General features: G+C 59.5%; 13 protein-coding genes and 3 pseudogenes. 7 read left to right on the forward strand and 9 right to left on the reverse strand.

Going from position 1 to position 15,762, the window contains the following annotated elements:
- Positions 1–36: 36 nt before the first annotated feature.
- Positions 37–1,017 (reverse strand): DctP family TRAP transporter solute-binding subunit, encoded by a 981-nt coding sequence (locus tag OHD58_RS23475; protein ID WP_263805979.1) that lies wholly within the window; start codon positions 1,015–1,017, stop codon positions 37–39.
- Positions 1,018–1,290: 273 nt separating this feature from the next.
- On the opposite strand from OHD58_RS23475, the gene OHD58_RS23480 reads away from it, so the two are divergent.
- The 4 genes from OHD58_RS23480 to OHD58_RS23495 all read left to right on the forward strand — a co-directional run bounded on the left by OHD58_RS23480 (position 1,291) and on the right by OHD58_RS23495 (position 4,927).
- The gene (locus OHD58_RS23480; RefSeq protein ID WP_263805980.1) at positions 1,291–2,244 is read left to right on the forward strand and encodes an HpcH/HpaI aldolase family protein; all 954 of its coding nucleotides are present in this window, start codon (positions 1,291–1,293) and stop codon (positions 2,242–2,244) included.
- A gap of 144 nt (positions 2,245–2,388) precedes the next feature.
- Positions 2,389–3,276 (forward strand): 2-hydroxy-3-oxopropionate reductase, encoded by an 888-nt coding sequence (glxR, locus tag OHD58_RS23485; RefSeq protein ID WP_263805981.1) that lies wholly within the window; start codon positions 2,389–2,391, stop codon positions 3,274–3,276.
- 126 nt (positions 3,277–3,402) lie between these two features.
- Positions 3,403–4,608 carry a glycerate kinase gene (locus OHD58_RS23490; protein WP_263805982.1) on the forward strand — a complete coding sequence of 402 codons (1,206 nt, stop codon included), beginning with the start codon at positions 3,403–3,405 and terminating at the stop codon, positions 4,606–4,608.
- 25 nt (positions 4,609–4,633) lie between these two features.
- Complete coding sequence (locus tag OHD58_RS23495; RefSeq protein ID WP_263805983.1) at positions 4,634–4,927, forward strand: putative quinol monooxygenase; 294 nt, start codon at positions 4,634–4,636, stop codon at positions 4,925–4,927.
- A gap of 139 nt (positions 4,928–5,066) precedes the next feature.
- Here OHD58_RS23495 and OHD58_RS23500 read toward each other — a convergent pair whose 3' ends face one another.
- From OHD58_RS23500 to OHD58_RS23530, 7 genes and pseudogenes are all read right to left on the reverse strand, one after another.
- Positions 5,067–5,870, reverse strand: a complete 804-nt coding sequence (locus tag OHD58_RS23500; protein ID WP_263805984.1) for a FadR/GntR family transcriptional regulator — start codon at positions 5,868–5,870, stop codon at positions 5,067–5,069.
- Between the two features lie 136 nt (positions 5,871–6,006).
- Positions 6,007–6,204: a hypothetical protein gene (locus OHD58_RS23505; protein ID WP_263805986.1), complete on the reverse strand. Its 198-nt coding sequence runs from the start codon at positions 6,202–6,204 to the stop codon at positions 6,007–6,009.
- Between the two features lie 406 nt (positions 6,205–6,610).
- Entirely contained in the window at positions 6,611–8,380 is a 1,770-nt protein-coding gene (locus OHD58_RS23510; protein WP_263805987.1) for a GMC family oxidoreductase, read from the reverse strand.
- Positions 8,381–8,406: 26 nt separating this feature from the next.
- Entirely contained in the window at positions 8,407–9,138 is a 732-nt protein-coding gene (locus OHD58_RS23515; RefSeq protein WP_263805988.1) for a gluconate 2-dehydrogenase subunit 3 family protein, read from the reverse strand.
- Positions 9,139–9,324: 186 nt separating this feature from the next.
- Positions 9,325–9,429 (reverse strand): annotated as a pseudogene (locus tag OHD58_RS23520) (IS21-like element helper ATPase IstB); the annotation flags it as partial.
- Positions 9,389–9,946, reverse strand: a pseudogene (locus tag OHD58_RS23525) (Mu transposase domain-containing protein); the annotation flags it as partial. The pseudogenes OHD58_RS23520 and OHD58_RS23525, both read right to left, overlap by 41 nt.
- A 131-nt stretch (positions 9,947–10,077) precedes the next feature.
- Positions 10,078–10,377 (reverse strand): GNAT family N-acetyltransferase, encoded by a 300-nt coding sequence (locus OHD58_RS23530; RefSeq protein ID WP_318528289.1) that lies wholly within the window; start codon positions 10,375–10,377, stop codon positions 10,078–10,080.
- A gap of 166 nt (positions 10,378–10,543) precedes the next feature.
- Between OHD58_RS23530 and OHD58_RS23535 the strand changes: the two are divergent.
- Positions 10,544–10,886: pseudogene (locus OHD58_RS23535) on the forward strand (IS6 family transposase); the annotation flags it as partial.
- Between the two features lie 77 nt (positions 10,887–10,963).
- On the opposite strand, the gene OHD58_RS23540 reads toward OHD58_RS23535, so the two are convergent.
- Complete coding sequence (locus OHD58_RS23540) at positions 10,964–11,827, reverse strand: AraC family transcriptional regulator (RefSeq protein ID WP_263806102.1); 864 nt, start codon at positions 11,825–11,827, stop codon at positions 10,964–10,966.
- 234 nt (positions 11,828–12,061) lie between these two features.
- Here OHD58_RS23540 and OHD58_RS23545 point away from each other — a divergent pair, with 234 nt between their 5' ends.
- Both OHD58_RS23545 and OHD58_RS23550 read left to right on the forward strand, forming a co-directional pair.
- Positions 12,062–13,528, forward strand: coding sequence for an alpha-glucosidase/alpha-galactosidase (locus OHD58_RS23545; RefSeq protein ID WP_263805989.1), 1,467 nt, complete (start codon positions 12,062–12,064; stop codon positions 13,526–13,528).
- A gap of 106 nt (positions 13,529–13,634) precedes the next feature.
- Positions 13,635–15,722 (forward strand): ABC transporter substrate-binding protein, encoded by a 2,088-nt coding sequence (locus OHD58_RS23550; protein WP_263805990.1) that lies wholly within the window; start codon positions 13,635–13,637, stop codon positions 15,720–15,722.
- The last annotated feature ends 40 nt before the right edge of the window (positions 15,723–15,762 follow it).

Genomic DNA, 15,762 nt, shown 5'->3' on the forward strand with positions numbered 1-15,762 from the left:
CCTCAAGCAGAGCTTCACCGACCGGTCGTTTCCGATTTATTTCTGAGCGGCTTGGATTTCTTGCAAGGTGGCGCCGAAGCGCTCGCTGAAGTCAGCATAGACCGGCGCCAGCGCGTCGATGAATTTCTGCTTGTCGACATTCTCCACGACCTCGACGCCCTTGCTCTTCAGGTATTCGATCCCGACCTTTTCATCTGCATCGACACGCGCTCGATTGGCCGCGGCCGCAACCTTCGCCGCCTCCTTGAAGGCGGTCTTGTCTTCGTCCGAAAGAGCCTCCCACTTCCCCGCATTCATCAGGAAGACGGCGGGAGAAAAGACATGGCCCGTCATCGACACATATTTCTGCACTTCGTCGAAGTGGTTTGCGACGATCACCGAAAGCGGGTTTTCCTGGCCGTCGACGACACCCTGCTGGAGTGCCGCGAAAACTTCGGTAAGCGCCATCGGCGTGGGGATTACGCCGAACTCCTTGTAGGCTTCGATGTGGATCGGATTTTCCATGGTCCGCATCTTCAGGCCAGCCAGGTCTTCCGGCGTGCTGATGGCCAGTTTGTTGTTCGTCATGTTGCGGAAACCGTTGTCCGCCCATGCGAGCGCGTGGATGCCATGGTTGTCGAATTGTCCGAGCAGGCCCTCCCCGATCGGGCCATCGAGAACGGCGCGCGCGTTGTCGTAGTCCTTGAAGAGGAAGGGCACGTCCAGCACCGCGACCTCGGGAACGAAGTTCGGAACCGGGCCGGTCGAGGTGAAGGTCAAGTCCACCGTCCCGAGCTGGACGGCCTCGACCGACTCGCGCTCCGCGCCCAGCGAGCCGTTGTAGAAGGTCTCGACCCGATAGCGGTCGCTGGTGCGTTTGGTGACTTCCTCGGCGAATGTGTCGATCGCCACCCCGAAATGCGAATCCTTCTGGAACGGAATGCCGATGCGCAGCGTCTCCTGCGCTGACGCCCAGCTCGCGAGCAGATTGGCGGCCGCAGCAGCGCAGACCAGTACAGCATTCCTCTTGAAACCCATCGAAAAACCTCCCTTGGCGCGAATGAACCCAAGCGCATTCGCGCGTTGATTTCCCAAAGAATATTTGAAGTACATATTATGTCAATCTTCTATTTTATTTGTGCTATAATAATACAAATAGATCACTTAGAGTTCTATAATAATACTTTTATTACTATGTTGACTAGTAAATTTTAGATCAATAGAAACGTTCTGCAAACTCACACCTTTTCAGGGAGGATTACACAAATGAGGATTTTTTTTGCTGCTACGGCTGCGTGTTTGATTGCGGCCATGGCCGCGCCTGTCGCCCTTGCGCAGGACGATCTAGCGGCGAAAGCCGGCCAGGACAGCGGTGCCCGTGACAATGCCCTGCCCGGCGCGGTCAACCAGGGCCCGTTCGACAAGTCTACATGGACGTACGGGAAGACCTTCGATGCGCCGGCCGATTCGGCGATCTGGAATCCCGTCAAGCTCAAGATGATGCGGGGCGAGAAGGTCACCGGCGGCACCGTCTTTGCCGGCACCGACCCCGCAATCTATTGCGCCATGGCCAATGCGGGCTACGACTTCATCTGGGTCGAGATGCAGCACAGCTCGAAGGACTGGGAAGAGGTGGGCCGCATGTGGGCGACCTGCCCCCACGCGAAGGCAGTCCCCGGCGTGCGGGTTGCCTATACCGACGAGCGTGAAATCCAGCATGCCCTCGATGCCGGCGCCCTGGTTCTCGTCGTCCCAACCGTGGACAGCGAGGCTGAAGCGATCGAAGCCCGCAACTGGGCGTTCTTCCCGCCACTCGGGCGGCGCAGCAACGGTGGCGGCCAGGCCTTCGGCGACGCCATGTGGGGCAAGGTCCCCGGCGGTTATCGGCAGACCATCAACGACAATCTGGTCTTCATTCCGATGATCGAAACGCTCGACGGTCTTCAGGAAGTCGACAAGATCGCCAAGGTCGAAGGCGTGGACGGCATCTTCGCCGCAAGCGGCGATCTAGGCAACTTCACCGGCTACAAGCGGGATGTCGGCGATCCGGACTACGAGCGTGTGATCAACATGGTGCATGACGCCGCCATAAGCGCCAGCGTGCGTCTTTGCGGGCCCCTTTCCTGGAAGGATCGTCCGGACTTCACCTGCTTCCAGGCAGGCACCGAGACCGGCGCCATCACGCGCGGCGTCAAGGAAGAGCTGGGCGATCTCGTCGACACGCAGGGCAAGCCCGAAGTCGGGCCTTTCGCTTCCACGAAGTAGAAAGGGCAGTCCCCCCTACCAACAAAAAACGCGGCCGGCAGTTTGCTGCCGGCGCGCCTGTCGGCGGTCACGCACACACATGGGCGGCTTGTGCTGCCGGCGACAAGAAATTTCGCCTTCATGAAGGACAGCAGGAGAGTGCAGATGAAGATCGGATTCATTGGCCTTGGCATCATGGGCCGTCCGATAGCCGGTCATATTGTCGATGGTGGACATCAGATGGCGATCTACAGCCGGAGTTCGCCGCCGAGCGATCTGCTCGAGAAGGGTGCCGTCGTCTGCGCTTCGTCGCGCGAGGTCGCCGAACGGGCCGACGTCATCATCGTGATGGTTCCCGATACGCCGGATGTCGAAGCCGTCCTGTTCTCCAGGGGCGGCGTTGCCGATGGCCTGACCGACGGCAAGACCGTTATAGACATGAGTTCGATTTCGCCGATAGCCACCAAGGAATTTGCTGCCCGCATCGCCGAGAAAGGCTGCGACTATCTCGACGCCCCTGTGTCGGGCGGAGAGGTCGGAGCCAAGGCGGCGACTTTGTCGATCATGGTCGGCGGCACGCAGGAAACCTTCGACCGCGTCAAGCCGCTCTTCGATCTTGTGGGCAAGAACATAACCCTCGTAGGAAGCGTCGGCGACGGCCAGACGGCCAAGGTCGCGAACCAGATCATCGTCGCGGTGACCATAGAAGCCGTAGGAGAGGCATTGCTCTTCGCGTCGAAGGCGGGCGCCGATCCCGCGCGTGTGCGGGCCGCCCTGATGGGAGGCTTTGCCTCGTCTCGGATTCTGGAAGTACATGGCGAGCGGATGATCAAGCGCAGCTTCGATCCCGGTTTCAAGGTCGAGCTGCATCAGAAGGATCTGAACCTCGCGCTGGAAGGAGCGCGACAGCTTCGGTTGGCGTTGCCGAATACCGCAACCTGTCAGCAACTCTTCAGCGTCTGCGCGGCGCACGGGGGCTCCCTCCGGGATCACTCGGCCATGGTGAATGCGCTCGAGATCATGGCGGACCACGAAATAGCTTCGGCTACCTGACGTCCATCCAATCCCGTCATCTGCCACCCGGACGTACCATCCCACAAAAGGCAAATCGTGCCAAACGATCACGCAGACATAAGCAGGGAAATCACGCGCCTGAGCGATCGGGAGATCCTGCACAAGATGTTCTACTCGGCCTTGAAGGTCGCCTCTCTCGAGGGGAAATTCGCGAATCGTCTTCCGAACCCGCCCAAGGGCCGCACCATCGTGATCGGAGCGGGCAAGGCTTCGTCTGACATGGCGCAAGCTTTCGAAGAGGCTTGGAACCGGCCCTGCGAAGGACTGGTCGTCACCCGCTACGGCCATGCGGTCAAAACCCGCTATGTGGAGGTTATCGAAGCAAGCCACCCGGTCCCCGACGCGGCGGGCGAACAGGCCGCACAACGTATTCTAGACCTTGCGCGCTCCGCGGGGCCGGACGACCTGGTCGTCTGCATGATCTCCGGCGGGGCTTCGGCACTGCTATCGCTTCCGGTGCCGGGTATCACCCTGGCAGACAAGCAGGCGCTGACGGAGGTCATGTTGCGATCCGGCGCGCCGATCGGCGCCATGAACAAGGTCCGCAAAAGCCTCTCGGCAATCAAGGGCGGCCGCCTGGCAGCTGCCGCCCTCCCCGCCAGCATCATGACCTATCTGATCTCCGACGTGCCGGGCGACGATCCGTCCGTCATAGGATCCGGCCCGACGATCTTTGCCGCGCCGGAATCGGATGGCGCACTGGAAATTCTCGAAGAATATCAGATTGAAATCTCGCCCAGGATCCGCTCGGCCATCCTGCAGAACCGCCATTCGAATGGCGTGGGGTTGAAGAACGATGCGCATTTCCTCGCCACGCCGAAAATGGCGCTCGACGCCGCGGCGGCGGAAGCACGAAAGCTCGGGGTGACGCCGCTGATTCTCGGAGACGCAATCGAGGGCGAAGCGCGGGAGGTCGCCACCGTATTTGCCGGGCTCGCTCGATCGGTGATCGCTTATGGGGAGCCGGTGGGGAAGCCCTGCGTGCTGATTTCCGGCGGAGAGACGACGGTGACGGTCAAGGGGAATGGCCGCGGTGGACGCAATGCGGAGTTTCTTCTGGCTCTGATGTGCCAGTTGCAATCGCAGCCCGGTACGTCGGCCATCGCCTGCGATACCGACGGCATCGATGGGTCGGAAGACAACGCCGGTGCGTGGTTCGACAGCCAGGCGCTTCAGGATCCCGTGCATATGGCCCGCGCCTATCTTCAGAACAACGACGCCTATTCCTACTTCAACCTGAAAGACAGGCTTGTCATCACTGGACCGACGCACACGAACGTGAACGATTTCCGGGCAGTACTCATAAGATAGGTAGAATCCGACAACGGAGTGAACGATGATTGCGCTGAATGTGATCTACACCGTCAAGGAGGGGAAGATGGACGAAGTCCTGCGCCTCCTCGCACGCATGAAGGATCTTGTAAAAGCGAAAGAGCCAGGTTGTGTCCTATACCAGGTGTCCAAATCGCAATCGGATGAAAATATCCTCCTCCTCTACGAAGTGTATAAGGACCAACTGGCACTGGATGCCCATGGTAACACGGGCCACTTTGAGGAGATCGTCAAGAAAGAAGTCGTACCAAGGCTCGAGAGCCGGGTGAGGACTGCTTTCGACGTCACCATTGAATGATCTGATTTTCTACCGAAGCTGCAAGGCTCCGGTGGAATCGAGACGAGCTTTCCGGACGCGGCGCGCACGGTCAGCGCGATTTTAGACTAGGCTTGCGATCGGAAAATTCGATCGCCACCGCGATACCGGACATCCAATCTCAGGTCATCATCTGAAGCGGCATGGTTATCACCAGGGGACTGGATGCGAGTTGGTAGTGCGCGTTCTCGATCCCTTCGCGGATCACCTGGGTCATCGCCTCGCAAGCGCTACACGCATCCTGGTCCGCGATCGCTTCCAGCACCTTTCCGTGACGGTCGATGGAGACCTGCAACCTTTCTACGCTGTCCACCGGCGCGCTGATCTGGAACGAGCAACGGATAGCAGCCTCTATGACGCTGCTGAAGGACTGCATGAAGGGATTGCCCGAGGCCAGCAGCACCTGCTGGTGAAATCCGAGGTCGGGTTCGGCGTAGCTCTCGCGCGTATGACGGGGAGCACTCATGCGCCCGAGAAACTGCCGCATGTCGTCGAGATGTTCGTCCGTTCGCCTGATCGCCGCAAACGCGGCGGCCGCCGGTTCGACCGCCTGACGGACTTCGTAGATATTCTGCAAGAAAATGTCGTTGACCCCAAGTTCGACCCGCCAGGTCAGCACCTGGGGATCGTACATATTCCAATGACCTTCGTGCAGCACACGTGTGCCGACCTTCGTCTTGGAAATGAGAAAGCCTTTGGCTGTCAGGGTCTTTATGGCTTCTCGAAGCGCGGTCCGCGACACGCCGTATTTGTCGATGAGGTCGGCTTCGTTGGGAAGCAGCGAATCTGGCGGCAGGTCACCGCGCAGAATCCCGAGTGCGATGTCGTGAGTGACCAGCGAATGGGCAGATCGGACCTGCCCATCGGAGAACAGTCGCGGCATAAGCGCCGCCGATGTTCCCGCAACGGATTCATGGATCGTCATGGAATTTCCTCCTCGTCAAGTGCATCAAGCGGTTTGCCGCCCGCCAGCGCTTGAGTTCCGCATCCTCAAGCCCCGAAGTTGCCGTGCTCTTTAGTGGCAGTCTCCCTTCTGATTGTTCTAGGCCCCGATGGCGCACTCACGCACGCTGCTTTCCTTTTCGGATACCGTCTTCATGCGCCGCGCAAATATCGAGCGGGAACGAGATGGTGGCGAATTTGGAATCTCTTAGAGGTTGAGAGGTTGGCGTAGGCACCGTCACCCCTCCATCCACCAATCCCTGCAACCGTTTATGCCAGTTCATGGTGACGCCGGCTCTATGCTGCGTCTTCTTCATCGCGTTACGAAAATCCCCGCGCAAGCCCTCCGAGAAAGGGCCTGACGCGTGGCTTCCACCAAGTGGAAAGTAGCAAGGTTTGTCAGACAATAAGCACATCTGACCTGCTAGCCAAACTGTTTCCGGGCGTACCAGAGTGAGGCCATCCGAGGTCACCCCTTGTAACGCCGGGTTCGGTCGGTGGTGAAGCGCACTTCAAGACCAAAGGAGGAGAAGCGCTCACCGGTGCTGACCAACATGGTGAGCGTGAATCGACGCGATCGCGACATTGTCGATCCTGCGGAAGCGATGGCGACAAAAACCAGACGCCTGTCAAACGCCTGCGAAGACGTTTGTCGTGATGGACTGCCTATGCACCGGCCTGGCGTCGCCTGCGCTTTTGAGAGTTCTCCTACACAGTTCGAACTCAGCTGGGCGCAAGCGGTCCTGGATTCTTAAGATATCTGTTCTTCACGGCGTCAGCGGCCCACAGTGCTAGAGCACCGACCGGCCCTGTCGGGTTTTTCCCGGAATTGTGGCTGAAGGACGTGGCACCCAGGACGAAGACGTTCGGAACGTCCCAGGATTGCAGATATTGATTGAGGGCACTGGTGCTCCGGTCGGTTCCCATCAAAGCGCCCCCCATGTTGTGCGTGCTTTGATATGGCACGATCGAATAGGGACCGCTCTTGGTGTTGCGCGTGAACGATTTCGGGTTGAGTGTCTTGGCCATCTCAACCGCCACATCCGCCGCATGGTTCGACATCTTGTATTCGTTTTCGGTGTAGTCGAACGTCATGCGCAGCAACGGTCTGCCAAAGGCATCTTTGTAGGTTGGATCGAGATCGAGATAGTTCTGCTTGTAGGCCATGACGGCCCCCGAGCCGCCGATGCCCATGGTGTGGTTGTAGCTGCGGGCGACAGCCGCCTTCCACTCGGAGCCCCATTTCGGCGTTCCTTTCGGCGTCGGATGATAGCCGATGGGCCGGGCGCCCTGATGTCCGGCACTCAATTGGTGGCCGCCAATGAAACCCAATTCGGCGAAATCATAGACGTCCCCGTTGAAATCATCGCAGACCGACGACGTGCCGCCCGTCGCCATGAACGGATTCATGTGTGTGTTCTCGTCGAAATAGAGCGTTGCGCCACCGCTGTTCGTATATGTGTAGCCGCGCCCGACGACGCCTTGTCCGGTCGCCGGATCATAGGGTTGGCCAATCCCTGAAAGCAGCATGAGGTGCACGTTCGAGAGCTGATAGGCGGAGAGGATGATGAGATCCGCCGGTTGCTCGATCTCGTTGCCTCGGGCGTCGAGATAGGTGACGCTGACTGCCTTCTTGCCGGTTGAATCGAGATTGATCTTGAGCACGCGGGATCGTGTTCGAAGCTCGAAATTGGGGTTCTTTTTCGCGAGGGGAATGACGGTGAAGTGCGGGCTCGCCTTGGCGTTGGCCTCGCAGCCGAACTGTTCGCAGAAGCCGCAATAATGGCACTGTCCGAAGTCAATGCCGTCAGGATTGGTGTAAGGCTGAGACGCTGTCGAGGATGGCTGAGGGAAAGGATGAAGGCCCCTTTCCCGGGCTGCCTTCTCGAACAGCAGATTGGCTTGCGTCCGGACCAGCGGCTCCGTCGGATACTCACTTTTGCGTAGGCCCTCGAAGGGATTTCCACCTTCAACGATCTTGCCGTTGAGATTGCCTGCCTTGCCCGAAGTGCCGCAGAGCATCTCGAATTTTTCATAGTAGGGCTCAAGCTCGGCGTATGTCACACCCCAGTCCTGAAGCTGCATGTCCGCGGGGATGATGCTTTTGCCATACCTGTCGACCGTCCGCGTATACGCCTCATGATCCCACTCCATCCACCGCCATGTGATACCAGCCCAGTGGACGCCGGCGCCACCGACACCATCGCCTGGCAGGAAGGAGCCGAGCCGCCGCATCGGAAGAGCGGTCTGCGAGGTGTTGTTGCGGAATGTGATCGTTTCCTTGGTAACGTCCTGCATCAACTCGTTTCGACGCACGTAGCGGACCTCGTCGTCCTTGGTGACGCTGACGAAATCCGGGTCGGTGTCGCGCTGTATGCCGCGCTCCAGAGCCACGATACGCAGACCGGTATCGGCAAGCTCCTTGGCCATGATGCCGCCCGTCCAACCTAGGCCGACGATCACGATGTCAACAGGTTTCAACTTTGTCGCCATAACATCCTCCCGGTATGGACCGTCGTCTAACTGAAATCCTGGATACTTTGCGGCTCTACCGGATATGGCTTGTTGCGATACTCGAGTATCGCATCCGTATAGATATTGCCGACGCCCGGAAAACCGATCATCTTCCAGACCGCCTTGTCCGTGTTGCCGCCATGGATGGGATCGCCAAAATATCCCTCCTGGGTCAGCGACCAGAGATGGCCGAAGAAAATCTTCGCCGGCACCGTCGCGAGCGTTGCCTTGCCCTCGTCCAGTTCCTTCAGGATTGCATCCCGATCACCCAAGGACAGTGCGGCAAAGTTCTTCTGATGCTTTTCGAGCGCATAGGCATCGACGTCGGCGATGCCGGCCTTGATCAGTTCAGCGGGTGTAAAGGGCAGTTGATATCCCTGCTCAGGCTCGCCCTCCTGAAAAGGCCCCTGGAGATAAAGCCGCGCGCCGCTGCCATAGGCGCCGCCCAGTTGCCGATCGATATAGATGACAACCCCTGATTCCACTGCTCCCGGCCCAGTGGAATCCGACGGGATCAACACATCGATGGCCGCCTCGATAAATCCGCCTTCGTCGAGATTGAGGAACACGTAGCCTGGCCGTGAACCCAGCGCAGGAGCGGCGTGGCCGTGCCCCATCGCGGTGGTCTCCGCAGCGATGGCGACGCCGGGGATCGTCGTCGAGACGCTCGCCACGCCGATGACCTTCAGAAAGTTGCGCCGGTCGACCGCACACTCATCATCATTCCGCTTTGACATCGCCTCCTCCTCACGAATGTCGCCCCGATGTAGAGGCAAGTTATATGAATATATATTCGAGTCAAATGAAAGTAATTCGTAATATTATTCTTTAATAATACTAATTAAATTCCACGGAAAATCTCCGCTTGGCTGTCCTTAGATGTGTCAAACGGCTTCCAAAACTGACCCTCGATCGGCGTCCGATAGCAGATCGCCGACGATCCTCGGCGGCTCGTGCTGGCGCTTGATGCCTGTCGCAATGACCTCGTCATAGGCGCCCCGCATCCCGTAGAGCTTCAGCGTGCCCATCAGTTCCAGAACCTGCGTGCGTTCCATCAGCTTGCCCTCCTGAGGCTGTCGTAGCGGGCGCAGTCGGCTTGCGGCTCGTGTTGCAGACGAAGAGCGTCCGGGGTGAGAATGGTGCCTACCGGCGCCGGATCGCGCTGCCGCGCCAGGATGTTGATGATGACGGCGGATGAGCAGACATTCTGATCGAGCGCGTTCCGGCAGGCAGCCTCCACGGCATCGATGCCGTCGGTCAACACCGTGGCCAGGATCGACACCATCTGCCGATACCGTCATGCGCGGCTTTTTATCGGCGTCGGATACGCTCCATCGCTGGTGGCAGAGCCCAGTCCCGGAATGGCGCGCCGTTGCGCAGCGCACTGGGCTTGCGGGCAAGTACAGGGACGTAATGCCAGGGATCGTAGATCGTCTTGTTCCGCCCGAAGGAGCGGGCATGTTCGGCGACGACCACGCCGTCCTGGCGGATGACGATCCGATCCGCATCAGCATGGATGTCGACCGGGCGGCCGACCGCCGTCGACACACCGCCTCATGCTCAACTGGCTCGCAAACGTTAATTCTCAAACACCCTCTTAGCCCAGCCCCCACCTGTTGCAGGTTGTAAGGTCCACATGTGGCGGCAGAAGACCTTCGGTCTGACGGTGTGCAGGTTCATCTCGCCCGTTGCCAGCGATAGAGAATGTCAGGTTCGCGCTCTTCGTTGTCGCGACCGTCAGTCTCCTTGATCGCAATGAAGCCGCGCTTCTCATAGAAGCGGCGAGCGAGGGCGTTTTTCTGAAAAGTCCAAAGTTGCAAGCCTGGAAAAGCTGCTTTCGCGCGCTGCAGAAGGGCATCGCCGGCTCCTCGCCCCTGGTGCTGTGGGAGCACATAGAGCTGATCGATCCAGCCTTCGCGGAAAGCGACAATGCCGATCGTCTCGCCGTCAGCCGCGCCCCAGACCTCGCACTCCACGAAGACATGTTTCCTGAAGTAGGCGCGATCCCCTTCTGGTGTGTGGAGCCCTGCGAGCCAGGGAAGGCGCTCGTCGAAGGCGGCACGGCCGTTGGTTGAGATGCGTCAGCGACGAGTGTGCATCTAGCGCGGTCGCAAACAATAACTGGTGTTCCGATCGACGTACATCGGCGTTGATCATCCGACGATCCATCGCTGGGTCATTCATTTCGCGCCGCGGCTTCCGGACCCCTTCAACCGCAGCAAGCGTGCCGTTACCGGCAAATGGCATGCGGACGAGACCTATATCAAGGTCCGCGGGCGGTGGATGTATCTCGACCGTGCCATCGACGGCGTCGGCGACACGGTCGAATTCTGGTTCAGCGAGCATCGCGCTCTGCCGGCGGCCAAGCGCTTTTTCAAGAAAGCTCTGGAGCACCATGGCCCGGCCCGATCGCATTGTCATCGATGGCAGCCAGGCCAATCACGAGGCCATCGTTTCCTGCGATGCGGCAAATCGATTGAGGGACAGCCGCCTTCTTGGCTATGCGAGGAGCGCCGGCCCATTACGGCATCTAGCGCACGAAGGATTGCCCGTCGGCGATTGCTACGCTCCATTTGTCAACTGGCGGTTGCCGATGCTGGCGTACATGCCGCTTGTGCGGAAATCGGTGGGATTGGCCCCGAAGGCGCGCCGAAACACTTTTGCGAAGTAGTTCGGGTCTCCGAATCCGCACATCGCCGAAACGTCCTTCACCGGCAAGTTCGCCGCCGTGGTGAGCAACTTGACTGCCCGGTCGAGCCGCTTCTGCATCACATATTCGGCTGGAGGTATGCCCTCTTGCGCAGCGAAAACCCGTGAGAAGTGCGCCCGGCTCAGCCCCGACAATTTCGCCAGCTCGCTGACTGGCAATGAGTGGTGCAGATGGGCGCCAATGTGGTCCATCACTCGGGTCAGCACGGAGTTCGCCATCGTTTCGCTGGCATGCTGGCCGAATATGTCGTCGTAGAGCGCCATTGTCGCTTCATAGGAGATGGCCGACGCCCGCGCAGGCGTTGCCCCATCGCCAGTGACCAGGCGCAGCGTACAATCGGCCAGATGATCTATCGTCTTCGATTGCAGCTTGAACACCGGGCCAGTTACAGACAGCACCTCTCTGTGAATCCGCAGCGCCTCGGAACCGTTCATTGAGATCCAGAAGAACTCCCATCTGCCACCCGGCTCGACCCAGTAGCGGTGCGCATGCGGGATCATCAACAGCATGGTCTCGCCGGGAAGTATGCGGTAACTGCGGTTGCCATAGCGCAGATTTCCAGCACCACCGATCGTGTGCTGCAACACCGTAAAAGGCGTTTGCCCGCGCCGTCGGCCATTCCAATCATAGTTCGCATCATCGCGGATTTCGTAGCCCGTGCTGGTCGGCATCGTGTGCAGCCGCTGCCGGAATCGCGGCAGCGACACCATCCGCATGGTTGGCCCAAGATCAATCAATTTTTGCAGCACAAAATTACCCTAGAAAGCACAATCGTTATCTATTCATCGTGAGCGATGTCCGCATAATGGCCTCCAATTAACATTCTGCTCGGGAATGGCCAGAAAGCGATGCCAAAGCCAAGCGCCTCACGGTTTGCGGCAATTATCGCAGTTTGATGAACCGATTTTACCTATCGGTCAAGAAAACGACAGAGGCGAGGCAGGAAAGATATGAGCAGTTTCAAGATCGCCATCATCGGCGCCGGCAGCATCGGCTTCACCAAGAAGCTGTTCACGGACATCCTGTGCGTGCCGGAATTTCGCGATATCGAAGTGGCGCTGACCGATATCAGCGAGCATAATCTACGCATGATCAAAACGATCCTCAGTCGGATCGTTGCGGCCAACGAACTGCCCACCAAGGTGACCGCCACGACAGACCGTCGCAAGGCGATCGAGGGCGCCCGCTACATCATCAATTGCGTTCGTGTCGGCGGCCTGGAGGCCTACGCCGACGACATCCGCATCCCACTGAAATACGGCGTCGACCAGTGCGTCGGCGATACGATATGCGCCGGCGGCATTCTTTACGGCCAGCGCAACATCCCCGTCATCCTCGATTTCTGCAAGGACATCCGTGAAGTCGCCGAGCCGGGCGCCAAGTTCCTCAACTACGCCAACCCGATGGCCATGAACACCTGGGCGGCAATCGAGTACGGCAAGGTCGACACGGTCGGCCTGTGTCACGGCGTCCAGCATGGCGGCGAGCAGATCGCAGAAATCCTTGGCGCCGAGGACGGCGAACTGGATTTCATCTGCTCGGGCATCAACCACCAGACCTGGTTCGTCGACGTGCGCTTGAACGGCCGCAAGATCGGCAGAGATGAACTGGTCTCGGCATTCGAGGCGCATCCGGTCTTTTCGCAGCAGGAAAAGCTGCGCATCGACGTGTTGAAGCGCTTCGGCGTTTATTCGACCGAGAGCAACGGACACCTGTCCGAATACCTGCCGTGGTATCGCAAGCGGCCCGATGAAATTACCCGCTGGATTGACATGTCGGATTGGATACATGGCGAGACCGGCGGCTACCTGCGCTACTCGACCGAGAACCGCAACTGGTTCGAGACCGAGTATCCGCAATTCCTCGAAAGCGCTTCGGCTCCGCTCGACTTCAAGGCGCGATCCAACGAACACGCGAGCCATATCCTGGAGGCGCTGGAGACGGGCCGGGTCTATCGCGGCCACTTCAACCTGAAGAACAACGGCGTCATCACCAACCTGCCGCCCGACGCGATCATCGAATCGCCCGGTTTCGTCGACCGCTTCGGCATCAACATGGTGGCCGGCATCACGCTGCCGGAAGCCTGCGCGGCAACCTGCATCGCATCGATCAACGTGCAGCGCATGTCGGTGCATGCGGCGATCGCCGGCGACATCGATCTGCTGAAACTTGCTGTCCTGCACGATCCGCTGGTCGGCGCGATCTGCACCCCTGACGAGGTATGGCAGATGGTTGACGAAATGGTCGTCGCCCAGGCCGAATGGCTGCCGCAGTACGCCCACGCAATCGACGCGGCGAAGGATCGGCTCAGCCGATCGACCGTCCAGACTCGCACCTGGAATGGCGCCGCACGCCGTCCGGTCCGCTCGATCGAAGAACTGCGCGCCGACAAGGCGGACAAGCAGGCTGCCGAGTAATTCGCGGCGCGAAACAAACGCGTCGTTGAGGACGGGGCGCGCATCGCGCCTCGATGAGGAGGAGCCGGACGATCCATCCGGCGATAAAAACGGGAGTGAACTGTCGATGAAAACGAAATCTGGACTGGGCCGCCGTGCGGCCCTGCTGATCGGAATTTCGGCGTTTGCCGTGCAATCCTACGCCTCTGAGCCCACTGAGGTGCCGCAGCAGCCGGAGTTCCCCGCGCAGGGCAAGATAACCTACGTCCCGCGTGATTCGATCCTCGAGTTCAAGGCGCTGCCCGAATACAAGGAGCCGGCCTGGGTGACGGAAAATTTCGTCAAGACCGGCAAGCTGCCATCGGTGGCAGAGCGCCTGCCAAAAGAGCCGATGGTCTTCAAAACCGGCAATGCGCCTGACGGAGTGGGCGTCTACGGCGACACGATGCGCCACGTCATCGGCGGCCGCCCGGAGGGCTGGAACTACAGCGCCGGCCAGACGCAAGGCTGGGGCGGCATCGACATCGGCATGTCCGAGTGCCTGACGCGCACCGCGCCGTTGTTCCAGATCGAAGCCAAGGACATGGAGCCACTGCCGAACCTCGCCAAGAGCTGGTCGTGGTCTGACGACGGCAAGGTTCTCACCATGAAGTTGGTCAAGGGCGCGAAGTGGTCCGACGGCGATCCGTTCGATTCCGAGGACATCATGTTCTATTGGGAGGATAACGTTCTCGACTCCAACGTGACGCCGCTCAACGCTGCTTCGCCGGAAACCTTCGGCACGGGAACCACGCTCAAGGCGATCGACAAATATACGATCGAATGGACCTTCAAGGAATCGTTCCCGCGCCAGCACCTCTACGCCATGGCATATGGCACGTTCTGCCCAGGTCCGGCGCATATCCTGAAAACGAAACACCCCAAGTACAACAAGGATATGACCTACGAGCAATACAAGAACGGCTGGCCGGCCGACTTCATGAACATGCCGGTGATGGGCGCTTGGGCGCCGGTGGCCTATCGTCCGGACGATATCATCGTGCTGCGGCGCAATCCGTACTACTGGAAGGTCGACGAGGCCGGTAACCAGCTTCCCTACCTGAACGAGCTACACTACAAATTGTCGACATGGGCCGACCGCGATGTACAGACAATCGCGGGCTCCGCCGACTTCTCCAATCTGGAACAGCCGGAGAACTTTGTCGAATCGCTGAAGCGCGCAGCCGAGGAAACCGCTCCCGCCCGTCTCGCATTCGGGCCGCGTGTCATCGGCTACAATCTCTACCTCAACTTCTCCGGCAATGGCTGGGGCGAGCCGGACGCTCGTGGCCAGGCGATCCGCGAGCTGAACCGCAATCTCGATTTCCGCAAGGCTGTCACCATGGCGTTGGATCGGAAGGCGCTCGGCGAATCGCTGGTCAAAGGCCCATTCACGGCGATCTACCCCGGCGGCCTTTCGTCGGCGACGAGCTTTTACGACCGCGCATCGACCGTCTACTATCCGTTCGACGTGGAAGGCGCCAAGGCGCTGCTAGAAAAGCTCGGTCTCAAGGATACGGACGGCAATGGTTTTGTGAACTTCCCTGCCGACAAAGGCGGCAAGGATGTCGAGATCGTGATGCTCGGCAATTCCGACTACACCACCGACAAGAGCCTTGCCGAAGGCGTCATCGGACAGATGGAAAAGCTCGGAATTCGCGTCGTGCTGAACTCGCTGGACGGCAAGCAATTTGACGCCAGCCGCTATTCCGGCCGGTATGACTGGATGGTCATGCGCAACGAAGCCGAGCGCGCCTCGGTGGTGCAGGACACGCCTGAGCTTGCGGCGACCGGCCCGCGCACCAGTGATCATCATCGCGCACCGGAAGGCGGCCAGCTCGACCTGATGCCCTTCGAGCAGGAGCTTGTCGATACGGTCAACACGTTCATCGCCAGCAGTGACGATGCGGAGCGTGCGAACCTGATGAAGCAGTATCAGAAGGTGGTCACGGCCAATCTCGATACGATCGGCCTCACGGAATATCCGGGCGCGCTGATCATCAACAAGCGCTTCGCCAACATTCCCGTCGGCGCGCCGATCTTCATGTTCAACTGGGCTGAGGACACGATCATCCGCGAGCGCGTCTTCGTGCCTCAGGACAAGCAGGCTGACTTCGAACTTTTCGAGGAAACCCTGCCGGGCAAGCCGGGAGTGGGTGAAGGCCCGGCTAGCTGATCCAAGCTTTCCTCCCCTTCGGTCGCCCACAACGGGCGGT

Source organism: Mesorhizobium sp. ZC-5 (assembly GCF_025753855.1).
Taxonomy (GTDB): Bacteria; Pseudomonadota; Alphaproteobacteria; order Rhizobiales; family Rhizobiaceae; genus Neomesorhizobium.

Bases quoted from the DNA above. Each gene is read 5' to 3' on its own strand.
- OHD58_RS23475 (WP_263805979.1), bottom strand. From the start codon at position 1,017: ATGGGTTTCAAGAGGAATGCTGTACTGGTCTGCGCTGCTGCGGCCGCC.
- OHD58_RS23480 (WP_263805980.1), top strand. From the start codon at position 1,291: ATGGCCGCGCCTGTCGCCCTTGCGCAGGACGATCTAGCGGCGAAAGCC.
- glxR (WP_263805981.1), top strand. From the start codon at position 2,389: ATGAAGATCGGATTCATTGGCCTTGGCATCATGGGCCGTCCGATAGCC.
- OHD58_RS23490 (WP_263805982.1), top strand. From the start codon at position 3,403: ATGTTCTACTCGGCCTTGAAGGTCGCCTCTCTCGAGGGGAAATTCGCG.
- OHD58_RS23495 (WP_263805983.1), top strand. From the start codon at position 4,634: ATGATTGCGCTGAATGTGATCTACACCGTCAAGGAGGGGAAGATGGAC.
- OHD58_RS23500 (WP_263805984.1), bottom strand. From the start codon at position 5,870: ATGACGATCCATGAATCCGTTGCGGGAACATCGGCGGCGCTTATGCCG.
- OHD58_RS23505 (WP_263805986.1), bottom strand. From the start codon at position 6,204: ATGAAGAAGACGCAGCATAGAGCCGGCGTCACCATGAACTGGCATAAA.
- OHD58_RS23510 (WP_263805987.1), bottom strand. From the start codon at position 8,380: ATGGCGACAAAGTTGAAACCTGTTGACATCGTGATCGTCGGCCTAGGT.
- OHD58_RS23515 (WP_263805988.1), bottom strand. From the start codon at position 9,138: ATGTCAAAGCGGAATGATGATGAGTGTGCGGTCGACCGGCGCAACTTT.
- OHD58_RS23540 (WP_263806102.1), bottom strand. From the start codon at position 11,827: ATGCGGATGGTGTCGCTGCCGCGATTCCGGCAGCGGCTGCACACGATG.
- OHD58_RS23545 (WP_263805989.1), top strand. From the start codon at position 12,062: ATGAGCAGTTTCAAGATCGCCATCATCGGCGCCGGCAGCATCGGCTTC.
- OHD58_RS23550 (WP_263805990.1), top strand. From the start codon at position 13,635: ATGAAAACGAAATCTGGACTGGGCCGCCGTGCGGCCCTGCTGATCGGA.